Raw genomic sequence first — 13,205 nt, 5'->3', positions numbered from 1 at the left:
TAAGCTAATTTATCTGCATCTTTTTGACCGTTTTATTAGCCGAAAGTGTTAACTTTATAATCTGAAAATTTATCTAATTGCATTTCTTTAATTATGCGTGAAGAATATCTAACCGGTTCTGACGAACAAATGTCGCCGGCCGAAAAGGAAATTGACAAGGCGCTCCGGCCTTTGAGTTTCCGGGATTTTACCGGCCAGGACAAGATTGTCGAGAACCTCAAAATATTTGTGGCCGCTGCCCGCCGTCGCGGCGAGGCCTTGGACCATGTGCTGCTGCACGGCCCGCCGGGTTTAGGAAAAACAACGTTGTCGCATATTATTGCTTCGGAACTCGATGCCAATATTAAAATGACCTCGGGCCCAGTACTAGATAAGCCCAGCGATTTAGCCGGTTTGCTCACCAACCTGGAGCAGAACGATGTGTTGTTTATCGACGAGATTCACCGGCTGAACCCCATTGTGGAGGAATATTTGTACTCGGCCATGGAAGACTACAAAATCGACATCATGCTCGATTCCGGTCCGAATGCCCGTACGGTACAAATTAGCCTGAACCCGTTTACCTTAATTGGTGCTACTACCCGTTCGGGTTTGTTAACTTCGCCGTTGCGGGCCCGTTTTGGTATTAATTCCCGCCTGGAGTATTACGATTCGGAACTGCTTACCACCATTGTAAAACGGTCAGCAGATATTTTAGGGTCTCCTATTCACGAAGATGCTGCTTACGAAATTGCCCGCCGGAGCCGCGGAACGCCCCGTATTGCAAATAATTTACTGCGCCGTACCCGCGATTTCGCCCAAATAAAAGGCAATGGCACCATTACCGTAGATATTGCCCAGTTTGCGCTGAATGCCCTGGATGTTGATCATAACGGTTTAGACGAAATGGACAACCGCATTCTGAACACCATTATTGATAAGTTTAAAGGTGGACCGGTTGGATTAAGCACCATTGCTACGGCCTGCGGCGAAGAAGCCGAAACCATTGAAGAAGTATACGAGCCATTCCTGATTCAGGAAGGTTACCTGAAACGCACCGCCCGCGGCCGGGAAGCGACCGAACTGGCTTACGTACATTTGGGTAAAATTCCGCCGCAAAAAATCGGTACTTTGTTCGATACTTCCGGCTAAACCATTATTTAATTAAGTTTTTAAATCTGCTGAATACCCGAAACGCCATGTGCTTAGTGCTTGGCGTTTTTTGTACCTAAAAATGAGTGAGCCGAAAGGATTTATTTTCCGGTACTTTTGTTACAAAGCCAATCAGGCGTAAATATATTTTGTCAGTAAAACAGCAATTTACCAATCTTATCAAGCAAAAAGCCACTGAGCTGGGCTTTATGTACTGCGGTATTTCCAAAGCAGAGTTTCTGGAAGAAGAAGCACCCCGCCTGGAAAACTGGCTGAACAACCAAATGCACGGCCAGATGCACTACATGGAGAACCACTTTGATAAACGCCTGGACCCACATTTACTGGTGCCCGGCGCCAAATCGGTGGTTTCTCTATTATTGAATTATTATCCGCCCGAAACGCTGCCCGAAAATTCGTTGCAAATATCGAAATACGCCTACGGCCAGGATTACCATTTTGTAATAAAAGACAAACTGAAATCCCTGCTAACTTATATCCGGGAAAATATTGGGGAGGTAGATGGCCGGGCCTTTGTCGATTCGGCGCCGGTGCTGGATAAAGCCTGGGCAAAAAAAAGCGGACTGGGTTGGATTGGCAAAAACAGCAATTTAATTACGACGCAGGTAGGCAGCTTTTACTTTATCGCCGAATTAATTATTGATTTAGAATTAGAGTACGATGGCCCGATAAAAGATTATTGCGGTACTTGCACCAAATGCCTGGATGCTTGCCCCACCGGCGCGATTACCGAACCCTACGTAGTAGACGGCAGCAAATGTATTTCCTATTTTACCATCGAGCTAAAAGATAAAATACCGGACGAAGTAGGAGGTAAGTTTGGTAACTGGGTGTTTGGGTGCGATATCTGTCAGGATGTTTGCCCTTGGAATAGGTTCTCAAAACCGCACCAGGAACCGGCATTTAAGTTGGAACCGGCTTTACAGCATTTAGCTAAAAACGATTGGCGGGAACTGACTGAAGATGTGTTTCGGCAGGTTTTTCGTAAATCGGCCGTTAAACGAACGGGGTTTAACGGCCTCTTACGTAATATTAAATTTGTAGAGGAACAAAAGGAAAAAAATTAAATAGCAGCCTTCGCAAATACCCGCTTGATAATACGGCGGTAAATTCCCGAAAATTGTTCGTAACACCAGGTTCTTAGTAGTACTAGTTCCTGTTTGGCCAGCATTTTCAGGCCTTTGCGGAGCTCTTTCTCAAATAAACGGACATCAAAACTAACTTTAACGAGAATGGTTTTTACATACTCCAGCATTTTTTATACTCCTTAATTTTTAAAGGTGAACTGATATAGTATACGAAAATTTGGGCCGTCAGTTAGTAATTGTAAAAATCACAAATAACCTTTTCGAAAGGGTGTCTAAGTTAGAAAATTTTTAATTATTTAAAAAGCGAACTGCTGTAATTGTTTGATATTTTCCCTAAAAGAAAAAGGCCCGTTAGCAGGCCTTCTTCTTTTAGGGAAAACAGCAGAAAAAAAGATTAACGAATAAAGGGTGTTACAATTGCAGTAACCTGAGCAGTATCCAATGGCTCATCAAAAGCTTCGGAAGCCGCATTGGCCGAAACACTACCCGTGGCAATATTTACCCCGGCCTGGGTGGTTACTTCCTCGCCATCGTAAATGGGTTGTACCAAAGCCGGTAAGCCGCCGCGGTCTTTTAAAGTAATCCAGGGTTTCTGGTTAGCCGGGCTGCTGGCCAAATCGCGGCGCATGCGGCGGATGTGGGCCGCGTGGCGCGCTTCGATAGAATGTATTTGCAAGGCTGCTTCCAGTACCGCGTTGTTGCTAATCAGGAATTGCGCCTGACCTTTGTACGCCCGCACCCCCGTATCTTCAAAAGCCTGGGCTACGGCCAGCATGGTGCCGTAATCGGTAAAAGTATTGGGTAAATTGCCTTTAGCCGAAAAATCGAAGCTGTTGGCTGTATAATTGGTGGGCGTACCGCTGGCCCCGGTTATGGCCGACCGTAAAAAAGATACGTGGGCTACTTCGTGATCTCTTATGGTTTCGAAAGCCATTTTGGCGGGTGCCGCCGGAAATAAACTGGTAGCGGCCGCTTGTTTGTAAAATTCAGCTTCCAGGTTTTCGAGTAACAGGGCAAATTGCAGCACCTCCATTACGCTGCGGGAGGCGGTTTGGCCGTAAGCTTTGTTCAGCATAGAACCAAAAGCCAACGGTACAGCCGCTACTGCTAATTTTTTGCCAAAACCACCAAAGTGTTTAAACACGGCCCGGCGAGAATCTAACCGACCGTAAACTTCCGGATCTGCCTTTTCTATTTCGGTTAATAAATTAAATATATTCATGGTTTATTTCCTCCTGGCTTAAGTGGTTGGCAGATTACTGAAATTGATTTTTTCTTTGATAAAAGGTTGGGCGGCCGCAAGCACATCTTTGGGCATTAAGGCCCGATCCATACCCATATTATTTATTTCGGGTCCGCTGGCAAAGGTGCCATTCGAAATAATATCCCGAATTTCGGCCGCGTGGCGCGCTTCTACCGAAACAATTTTGCCGGCTAAAGTCAGGAAAGTAGCACTGGTAAGTAATTTGCCAGCGCCGTTATAAGCAGCTACTCCTAAATCTTCGAAAGTTTTGGCGGTGGCCAGTACTGCATTGCGATCGTTAAAATTTACGGCCGAAAAATCTGGCGTTAAGCCCGGAATAATGTCGTCGGGAGCGGCGCTGGTAATAGCGGCTTTAAAGAACTCCCGGTGTGCCACCTCATGATCCCGAATATCAGTTAAAATCATCCTTTCCATGGCGTTGGAAAAGGTGGTGTTAAAACTGGTAGAGGCAACTACCTGCGTATAAAATGCCGCTTCGAGTTGCTCCAGGGCATAAGCATAATTTAATATGCCTACATCACCCGAGCCCAGGTTTACCCCGTCGCCGGGCAAGTTATTCATGTCATCGTCATTGTCGCAGCCCATAATAAAGAGCGTGGAAAGGGCAGCTCCGGCCCCGGCGTACTTCAGAAAGGAACGCCGCTGAATAGGACTGGTAACCTTTTTCGTTAATCCGTCAGCAGTTTCCTGCGGATTTGTATTTTTTGCCATAGTTTTAATTTTTGAAATGAAACAATCATCTTTGTTCCGGATTACAGCAACCGCCGCCGGCTAACGATTACTTTTAAAATCCGGAAAGATGACGAGACCTACGGAGTGGATGGCAAAACTGGATTTAAATAAAGCGCCGCAAATAGAAATATTTTTGTATTGGGGCTTTTAGGTTGAGATAAATAAATGATAACTAATTAGTTGCGGTTTGGTAATTTGGTAAATTTCTGATGAACTTTGCCGGGTTAGCTTAATGCTCCTGAAAAAGCATAATACCTTTTGTTGCAGAGCGTTCATATTTTATTCTGTATTTATCCTGATTGATTAATAATTGGCAGCATGCAGGCTTTAATTTTTTTAATGGTAGGTAATATGCTGAGGAAGGCTTGGTTGCTTTGATTAATAATTGCTTAAGGAAAAATGTTTTTTTATTTCTGCTCCTGTTTTGCGTGGTTGGCAGCAGCCAATGGGCTTATGGGCAGGAGATAGTTATTGTACTAGGCCCCAATAAAATTCCTATTAATGAATATTATACCATTTCGGTAACCCTCCGGAACCAACCGCTGCATAACCTGGGAGATTTCCCCGAGATAGAAGGATTTAAAAAAAGTACTCGCACCAATACCACTTCCCGCATCGGGTTGGGCAACAAAACCATTATCGAACAAACCATTACCCAAAATTATGCCGCCCTGGAAGAAGGTAAATTTACTTTAAAGCCTTTTGCCATTACCGTGAATGGTAAGCGAATGCAAGCCAAAGGTACTACTATAACTATTTTGCCGATGGCAACCGAGGTGGAAGAAACAGGGCCGCCCCCGGGTAAAGATGCGCCCATAGTAATTGGCCCGCCGGTAAGTAAACCTTTAGAAAGCCAGTCCTTTTTGTCGTTGGAAACCGATAAAGAAAATATTTATGTGGGAGAGGGCTTGTACGTACGGCTGGCTTTTTACTTGCATGAGCCCGAACAAGGGATATTAAACTTTCATGATTTCGCCCAACAGTACCCGGAGTTTATTAAAAAGTTAAGGCAGCAAAATGCCTGGGAAGAAGCTTTTGAACCCACCGCCGAAATAAAACCCGATACCGTTATTATCCGGGAAAAAACCTTCCTCAAATTTAACCTGTTCCGGAAACTGCTTTATCCGCTCAGTCCAAACCCAATTGCTTTTCCGGCAGTAACATTAACCATGAGCCAGCAGCCGGAGCCCGCAGCTTTTGCTGCTCCCGCAGAGCCAACTAATTTAATAACGTTTACCTCTAGGCCCAAAACAGTCGCAGTTAAAGCTTTGCCCCCGCACCCGTTGCGCGACGTGGTACCAGTAGGCCAGTATAAATTAAAGGAAAGCCTGAACCGGAGAACTTTCCGGACGGGCCAGAGCTTCTCTTATCAGTTTGAAGTAGAAGGCCAGGGAAATTTAGGCGCTATTCTGCCGCCGACACCGCCGCCCATGAGCGGCTTGGAAATATATCCACCCGAAACAAAGGTAATTCGTACTAAAACAGCCGCGGTGCAGGAAGGAGCCAAGAATTTTCGGTACAACCTGCTGGCCCGGCAACCTGGATCGTATAATTTAGGTACCCTGTTCTGGTTAGTTTATTTTGATCCGGTAAAAAGCCGCTACGATACGTTGCGTTCTGAATTAGCAGTAGCGGTAAAAGGTGCCGAAAACCAGCTGGGAGACTATCGCCCGGAAGCATCGGACCCTTTTTATAAACTCATCGGGGAAGAAGAAAATAATCTTATTAGTTTAAATCAGTTTAACGAGATAAAGTTGTATACGAATGTGGTCATTTTGTTTTTACTTTGTATCTCGTTGTTTTTGTTCTTTAAAAAATAATAAATGAGTAATTCATACGGTAAGCTTTTTAAAATTACCACTTTCGGCGAGTCGCACGGCTTATCGGTAGGTGTAGTGGTAGATGGTTGCCCCGCCGGCCTGGAAATAACCGCCGAAGAAATTCAGCAGGAATTAGATCGCCGTCGGCCCGGCCAATCAAATATTACCACCCAGCGCAAAGAAGAAGACGAAATCATTATTCTATCGGGCTTATACGATAATAAAACTACCGGCACACCTATTGCCATGATGGTAAATAATAAAAACCAGGCTGGCAAAGATTATTCCCACTTAGAGCACGCTTTCCGGCCTTCGCACGCCGATTATACCTATACTACCAAGTACGGCCTGCGCGACCACCGGGGCGGTGGGCGCAGCTCGGCCCGCGAAACCTTAGCACGGGTAGCCGCCGGCGCTATTGCGAGCAAATACTTAAAACAGCAAGGTATTCAGATTGCTTCGTACGTATCGGCGGTGGGTAATATTGCGCTAAAAGAAGACTACCGGGCTTTAGATTTAAGTTTAATCGATAGCAACAAAATTCGTTGTCCGGAGCCGGAAACGGCCGAGGCCATGATTAAACTGGTAGAGGAAACTCGCAAAAACCGCGATACCATAGGGGGGGTAATTACTTGCGTGATTAAAGGCGTTCCGGTAGGTTTAGGCGAACCGGCTTTTGATAAACTGCACGCCGAATTAGGAAAGGCCATGCTGAGCATTAATGCTGTTAAAGGCTTTGAGTACGGCAGCGGTTTTACCGGTACTACCATGTACGGCTCCCAACACAACGATGAATTTTACACCGACGAAGACGGTAAAATCAGAACCCGTACAAACCATTCCGGGGGTATTCAGGGGGGCATTTCTAACGGTGAAGATATTTATTTTAGAGTAGCCTTTAAACCGGTAGCCACTATTCTGCAACCCCAAACCAGTATTAACGATGCCGGCGAAACCATAACTTTAGAAGGGAAAGGCCGCCACGACCCTTGTGTATTGCCCCGCGCCGTACCAATTGTAGATGCTATGGCGGCCCTGGTTATCGTTGATTTTTTGCTCCGCCAGAAAGCCATCCGGTAACAACTTGATACTTTACTTTTTTATCAGGGTAGTATTCTTCGTTTACAGGAAGCGTATATACAGCTAAGGCAGCGCCGGAAAATTGTACCCGACTAATATTTTTTCATTGTACAAATGAATCCAGCCAGATGAACCCATCATTGCAGCAGTTTGTGGTAAACCGGTTCCGGCACCGGAAACAACTGGAGGGGCTGCCGGAAATGAGCAAATACGGCCAGGCCAAAGAGTTTCTGCGCCTGAAAGTTACGGCTTGGCACCTGGTGAAAGACGTCATTTTTATCCTGGCAGGTATAATCTCGGCGGGCTTCGGACTGAAGAGTTTTTTATTGCCTAATTCCTTTATTGATGGCGGCGTTACAGGGATTTCGCTTTTAACTTCCGGGCTCACGCAGTATCCGCTACCGCTGTTGATTGTGGTTATTAATATTCCTTTCCTGATTCTGGGCTTTACCCAAATTGGGAAAAGTTTTGCGATTAAAAGCATTCTGGCTATTTGTGGGTTGGCCCTGGCCTTGTTAACCATTACTTACCCGGTTATTACCACCGATAAATTATTAGTAGCTGCTTTTGGTGGTTTTTTTCTGGGAGCCGGTATCGGTTTATCGGTTAGGGGCGGGGCGGTGCTGGATGGCACGGAGATATTAGCTATTACGCTCAGCCGGAAAACCGGTCTTACCATTGGCGATATTGTCCTAATTTTTAACGTGGTAATATTTTCGGGGGCGGCATATCTGCTATCTATAGAAGTAGCTTTGTACTCTATCCTGACTTACCTGGCCGCCTCCAAAACCATCGATTTTATTATTGAAGGGGTAGAAGAATATACCGGCGTTACCATTATTTCGTCGCACAGCGATGAAATCAGGCTTATGCTGACCGAGCAAATGGGCCGGGGCGTAACGATTTACAATGGCAAACGGGGTTACGGCAAGCAAAGCGAGCAGCTGGGCACCGTAGATATTGTATTTACCGTAATTACCCGCCTGGAGATTGCCCGCCTGCAAACCGAAGTAGAAAAAATAGACCGCAATGCCTTTATTGTGATGAACAGCATCAAAGATACCAAAGGCGGCATGATTAAGAAACGGCCTTTAAAAGGGAAGTAAGTTGTTAGTTAACAGGTATTAGTTATTAGTTATCAGTAAAGAAGCTAAAAATTGAATTTTAACTTATATTGGTGGGAAGAAAAGTGGCAATGCTAACTGCAACTTAGTCTCGCTTGCCTATTTTTTTCGAACTATTAACTAATAACTGATTACTGTTAACTTTTACCGCACTACCACCAGCCAGATTAAGAATAGAACCGGCAACAGGAACGGGATAGAATAGGCTAAAATATATTTAAAGAAAGAAGGCATTTTAATACCGGCGCTTTCGGCAATGGCTTTCACCATAAAATTAGGCCCGTTGCCGATGTAAGAGAAAGCTCCAAAGAATACGGAGCCCAGCGAAATAGCTTCCAGCAATTGGTACGTTTCTGGCGAGCCGGCCATCCCCATGGCAAAGTTATGTACATCCTGCACATTGCTGTAACTCAGGTTGTATTTGGCCATGCTCAGCGATAAAAAGTTGGCATAGGTAGGCGCATTGTCTAAAAAGCCGGATAGGGAGCCAGCTGCCCAGTAAACCGTATCGGGGTTGAGCAGGTTGCTGAAAGCCGGGGAAGCGGCCAGCCGCGAGGCCATTTGCAGCGCCGGCATCATGGTAAAAAATATCCCGAAAAATAAGAATACTACTTCCAGAATAGGCCCAAAAGAAAAGTGGTTGCCGTTGAGTGCCGTTTTACTCGAATAGCGGTAGCAGAAGAATGCCGCCGTTAACTGAATTATTTCCCGGATGAAAGAGAACCGCATTTCGCCTACCGTTATAGCCGGCAACCCTGGCACCACGTTCGGGTCCAGGAAAATAGCGCTAATAATAATCGCCAGCCACACCAGGTTGCGCTTGCCGGTAAAATAAAACTCAATGCGCTGATCAATTTTTTGTTTTACTTCAGCTTTAGGGGTATAATCTTCGGCCCGGTTTTTCCAGTCAAAATAATAGAAAATAGCGCATAAACTAGCTACGCCAATAAACCAGGGCAAAACCAGGTGCTGCAAGGTCCAGAAAAAGGGAACACCTTTGAGGAAACCAATAAACAGCGGCGGATCGCCGAGCGGCGTAAGCAAACCACCCGCATTGCTGACAATAAAAATAAAGAAGATAATCTGATAAGGTTTTATCCGGTGAATATTTAAACGGATAAAGGGCCGGATGAGCAGCAAAGAAGCACCTGTGGTACCAATAATATTGGCCAGACAAGCGCCGGTAAAAAGCACAATAATATTTATTAATGGTGTAGCCCGGGCGTTGGCATTAATGTAAATGCCACCGGCCGCAATATAGAGCGAACTCAATAATACGGCAAAAGAAATATAATCGGCCAGGGTTTCGGCGGGCATGTGGTGGTCGTGGAGCACCAGCAAATAATACCCCAGCACCAGCAACCCCAGACTAACCGCTACATAGCGGTAATTATGCTCCCAGAAGTGCGGAAATAACACCGGGCCGGAGGCAATCATACCTAATAAAAGCAGGAAAGGAATAATAAGGAACCCCGGCAGCACCGGCATTGTTTCAGATAGTAGCAGAAATAGATTAACCATGCAGGAATAAATCTGTCCAGAAAATGATAATGGCGGCAAAGTTACACGTTCCGGTTTAATAAACTACCCCAGGAAAAAGTAAAAGCTTAGCAGCAGTAAATTGCCTGGTACTGACGGGATGGCAGTTTATTTTCATAAATAAGGCAACGTATACGGTTTTTTGATTTTATGTTTAACTTTGGATCAATAATAGCAGTAATTATATTTACCTGTTAACCTCAGAATATTATGATAGAAAATAAAGAAAAATCAGTTTCGGTATATGCCGAAGCGAATCCTAACCCGGAGTCGATGAAGTTTGTGCTGAGCACCACTTTGGCCCCTGACAGTGTTAGCGTAGATTACCCAAACCTGGAAAGTGCCGCTAACTCGCCGCTGGCCCAGGAATTATTTAACTTCGATTATGTGTCGCGGGTATTTATCGCCAGCAACTTTGTAACGGTTACCAAAAACACCGATATTCAGTGGGTGCAGTTAATTCCGGAACTGCGTAATTTTATTAAATCTTATGTAGAAGCCGGTGGCCCCATTTTTTTACAGAACCCGGCGGCCGAACAGGCACAGGCCAATACCGATGCTACGGCCGAATTAACCGGCGAAGATGCCGTTATTTCGCAAAAAGTAATTGACCTGTTGGAAAATTACGTACGGCCAGCCGTGGAGCAGGATGGCGGTAATATTACTTTTAAATCTTACAACCAGGGTGTAGTTACGGTAAACCTGCAAGGTTCGTGCAGCGGCTGCCCGTCGGCTACCATCACCTTAAAATCCGGTATCGAGAATTTATTAAAGCGTATGGTGCCCGAAGTTACCGAAGTAGTAGCCGAAGGCGTTACTGATTTTGGCTATTAATCTGCCAGATTCCGCTTCCGGAGTTTTACTTTAAATAAAAAATTAGCCTGGCCGATTTGGCCGGGCTTTTTTTTGACGGTAAATTAATTTAGGATATTACCTGGCGATTAATGATGCTTAATCTTTTATGTTTAAATATTATTTAGGATCAAATCGATAAAAGTTGTGACAAAAATTGCATATTCTTATGCCGGTAAATATCTGAGATTAAAGTTATATGCTATATTTGCCGGGCATGGAAATTAGCAGCAAAATATCATCCGGAAAAAGAAATTCTTTGCTTGCCTTTACTTTACTTTACTTTACGTGCTGACGGTAGTCCTTTGCGTATCACCTAAGTATTTTCCGCTCAGGCATTTCGAAAATCAGCCGGAGCAAGTCGTTAACCAACCGGATTCGGAGAAACAGAACCTGGTTTATCAGCTTGCCACAAAGGTTAATGCTTCTTATTTTCACATTTTAGCAGAAAAAGAACTGCTGGTGCAACTGGCCGTATTTGCGTTGACAATATTGGTGTTTTTTCCGGCGCTGCAATTTTTTACTTACCCTTCGCCTTTTTTCAGCTCTCGCAGCCGGTATTTACTTCGGGTTTTACCCAATGCGCCGTAGCAGCAACCAAAATATTCTTGCTGAATGCTGTCAGAAAGTGCATAACCAACCAGCAAGAGCAAATCTCTTTTTCTTAAGCTTCTTCCGCCAAATTGGTTACCAGCCAGCGGGCAGTTTAAAACAGAATTAATCAATCTCTAAATATTTAAGGATAAAGGTCAATGGCTTCTAAAATATTTGCCAGAAAATCTATTAATAAATTATTACAGGAAGCGGAAGGTGGGCACAGCGACGGCCACGGCGGACACACCCTGAAACGTACCCTTTCGGCTACTAACCTGATTATGCTGGGTATTGGTGCTATTATCGGGACCGGCATATTTGTGCTTACCGGCAGTGCGGCTGCCCAGTTTGCCGGACCTGGATTGGTACTTTCTTTTATTATTGCGGGCATTGGTTGTGCTTTTGCCGGCTTGTGTTACGCCGAGTTTGCCTCCATGATTCCGATTGCCGGCTCGGCTTATACCTATGGCTATGCCACTTTAGGGGAGTTAGTAGCCTGGATAATCGGGTGGGATTTAATTCTGGAATATATGTTCGGGGCTGCTACGGTAGCCGTGGGCTGGAGTGGTTACCTGGTTAGCTTTTTGCGCGACTTGGGGATTAATATACCGCCCATGTGGTGGAATGCGCCGGGCATAGAATTGGTACAGGATCCTAAGTCTCAGGCCTGGCTGCAGATAACCGACCAGCTTACCCAATCTTATGCCAGCCAGGGATTGAATATCGTAACCCTGCCGCACGCAACCGGTGTTTTTAACCTGGTGGCCGCCGGCGCAATTTTGCTCGTAACCGTAATCCTGGTAATAGGAATTCAGGAGTCGGCCAAGTTCAATAACTTTATAGTATTTATTAAATTATTTGTGGTGTTTGCCTTTGTGCTGGCCGGCGGCTACTTTATTTTCCGGAACCCGGAACTGGCTGCCGATAACTGGACACCTTTTGTACCAGAGAATACCGGCGAGTTCGGTCACTATGGCTGGAGCGGTATTTTGCGGGCGGCCGGGGTGATATTCTTTGCTTATATTGGTTTCGATGCGGTGAGTACGGCTGCTCAGGAAGCAAAAAATCCGCAACGCGATATGCCTATTGGGATATTAGGCTCATTGGTTATCTGTACCATTCTGTATATTCTGGTATCGGGTATTTTAACCGGCCTGGTCGATTACCGCAAACTAAACGTGGCGGAACCGATTGCCCTGGGAATTGAAGCTACCGGTTATAGCATTCTAACCGATTTAATAAAAATTGGCGCCGTAGCCGGTTTGGGTTCGGTTATGCTGGTATTATTGCTGGGGCAGCCCCGTATTTTCTATTCCATGTCGCGCGACGGCCTGATTCCGCCGTTCTTTGGTAAAATTCATCCGCGTTTTCAAACACCCTATGTGAGCTCTATTCTGATTGGGGTAGTATGTGCGATTACGGCCGGTGCTTTGCCCATTGCCCAATTGGGCGAGATGACATCCATCGGGACTCTCCTCGCTTTTGTAATTGTTTGTGGCGGTGTTTGGTATTTACGGGTGAAAGAGCCGGACCGGCCGCGGCCTTTCCGGACACCGCTGGTACCATTGGTGCCGATTCTGGGCATTGTTGTTTGTTTAGCCATGATGGCCGGCCTCAATATTCATACCTGGTACAGGTTACTGGGCTGGCTGGCTATTGGTTTGGTGGTTTATTTTTTATACAGCCGTCATCACAGTAAATTAAATAAAAACAACAACCTGCCGGATGCTAATTAATTTTAGATTAGTGCTTTCCCAGTTAAATTTTTAGAAAATTTATATATCAAATAAGAATCAAAGGTCAAATTGATGATAATCTGATATTTATTATTTCTGATGTTAATCTGACGCACTTCTAAGGCTCGATAAAGGTTTGTCTGTCGGGCAGTTCGGCCGCCGTTTCAGTGTGTTTTCACCTGAAATATTTTATCAGGTATTCACTACTCAATATTTTATAGCTT

At 45.1% G+C, this 13,205-nt stretch carries 12 protein-coding genes; 8 read left to right on the top strand and 4 right to left on the bottom strand.

What is annotated here, in order from left to right; translation table 11 throughout:
- The first annotated feature begins 93 nt into the window (after positions 1-93).
- Both ruvB and queG read left to right on the top strand, forming a co-directional pair.
- Positions 94-1,131, top strand: coding sequence for a Holliday junction branch migration DNA helicase RuvB (gene ruvB / locus AAE02nite_RS00060; protein ID WP_146894385.1), 1,038 nt, complete (start codon positions 94-96; stop codon positions 1,129-1,131).
- A 149-nt stretch (positions 1,132-1,280) separates the two neighbouring features.
- Positions 1,281-2,219 (top strand): tRNA epoxyqueuosine(34) reductase QueG, encoded by a 939-nt coding sequence (gene queG / locus AAE02nite_RS00055; protein WP_146894383.1) that lies wholly within the window; start codon positions 1,281-1,283, stop codon positions 2,217-2,219.
- On the opposite strand, the gene AAE02nite_RS00050 is transcribed toward queG, so the two are convergent.
- The 3 genes from AAE02nite_RS00050 to AAE02nite_RS00040 form a co-directional block, all read right to left on the bottom strand.
- Positions 2,216-2,407 (bottom strand): hypothetical protein, encoded by a 192-nt coding sequence (locus tag AAE02nite_RS00050; RefSeq protein WP_146894381.1) that lies wholly within the window; start codon positions 2,405-2,407, stop codon positions 2,216-2,218. The genes queG and AAE02nite_RS00050 overlap by 4 nt on opposite strands.
- Before the next feature lie 227 nt (positions 2,408-2,634).
- Positions 2,635-3,462 carry a ferritin-like domain-containing protein gene (locus AAE02nite_RS00045; protein ID WP_146894379.1) on the bottom strand — a complete coding sequence of 276 codons (828 nt, stop codon included), beginning with the start codon at positions 3,460-3,462 and terminating at the stop codon, positions 2,635-2,637.
- Positions 3,463-3,480: 18 nt separating this feature from the next.
- Positions 3,481-4,215 carry a ferritin-like domain-containing protein gene (locus AAE02nite_RS00040; protein ID WP_146894377.1) on the bottom strand — a complete coding sequence of 245 codons (735 nt, stop codon included), beginning with the start codon at positions 4,213-4,215 and terminating at the stop codon, positions 3,481-3,483.
- Positions 4,216-4,664: 449 nt separating this feature from the next.
- On the opposite strand from AAE02nite_RS00040, the gene AAE02nite_RS00035 reads away from it, so the two are divergent.
- The 3 genes from AAE02nite_RS00035 (at position 4,665) to AAE02nite_RS00025 (ending at position 8,242) form a co-directional block, all read left to right on the top strand.
- Complete coding sequence (locus tag AAE02nite_RS00035) at positions 4,665-6,056, top strand: BatD family protein (RefSeq protein ID WP_170252493.1); 1,392 nt, start codon at positions 4,665-4,667, stop codon at positions 6,054-6,056.
- Positions 6,057-6,059: 3 nt separating this feature from the next.
- On the top strand, positions 6,060-7,136 hold the full coding sequence (aroC, locus tag AAE02nite_RS00030) for a chorismate synthase (RefSeq protein WP_146894374.1): 1,077 nt from the start codon (positions 6,060-6,062) through the stop codon (positions 7,134-7,136).
- 128 nt (positions 7,137-7,264) lie between these two features.
- Positions 7,265-8,242 carry a YitT family protein gene (locus AAE02nite_RS00025; protein ID WP_146894372.1) on the top strand — a complete coding sequence of 326 codons (978 nt, stop codon included), beginning with the start codon at positions 7,265-7,267 and terminating at the stop codon, positions 8,240-8,242.
- Between the two features lie 162 nt (positions 8,243-8,404).
- Here AAE02nite_RS00025 and AAE02nite_RS00020 read toward each other — a convergent pair whose 3' ends face one another.
- Positions 8,405-9,781: a sodium:proton antiporter gene (locus AAE02nite_RS00020; RefSeq protein ID WP_146894371.1), complete on the bottom strand. Its 1,377-nt coding sequence runs from the start codon at positions 9,779-9,781 to the stop codon at positions 8,405-8,407.
- Between the two features lie 228 nt (positions 9,782-10,009).
- On the opposite strand from AAE02nite_RS00020, the gene AAE02nite_RS00015 reads away from it, so the two are divergent.
- The 3 genes from AAE02nite_RS00015 to AAE02nite_RS00005 all read left to right on the top strand — a co-directional run bounded on the left by AAE02nite_RS00015 (position 10,010) and on the right by AAE02nite_RS00005 (position 12,981).
- A complete protein-coding gene (locus tag AAE02nite_RS00015) occupies positions 10,010-10,633 on the top strand; it encodes a NifU family protein (protein ID WP_146894369.1) in 624 nt (207 codons plus the stop codon).
- Positions 10,634-10,939: 306 nt separating this feature from the next.
- On the top strand, positions 10,940-11,242 hold the full coding sequence (locus AAE02nite_RS00010) for a hypothetical protein (RefSeq protein WP_146894368.1): 303 nt from the start codon (positions 10,940-10,942) through the stop codon (positions 11,240-11,242).
- 161 nt (positions 11,243-11,403) lie between these two features.
- A complete protein-coding gene (locus tag AAE02nite_RS00005) occupies positions 11,404-12,981 on the top strand; it encodes an amino acid permease (protein WP_146894367.1) in 1,578 nt (525 codons plus the stop codon).
- The last annotated feature ends 224 nt before the right edge of the window (positions 12,982-13,205 follow it).

It is taken from the genome of Adhaeribacter aerolatus, from assembly GCF_007991635.1.
Lineage (GTDB): Bacteria > Bacteroidota > Bacteroidia > Cytophagales > Hymenobacteraceae > Adhaeribacter > Adhaeribacter aerolatus.
The sequence above is the reverse complement of the archived record's forward strand: the minus strand, read 5'-3'. Positions and strand labels throughout refer to the sequence as shown.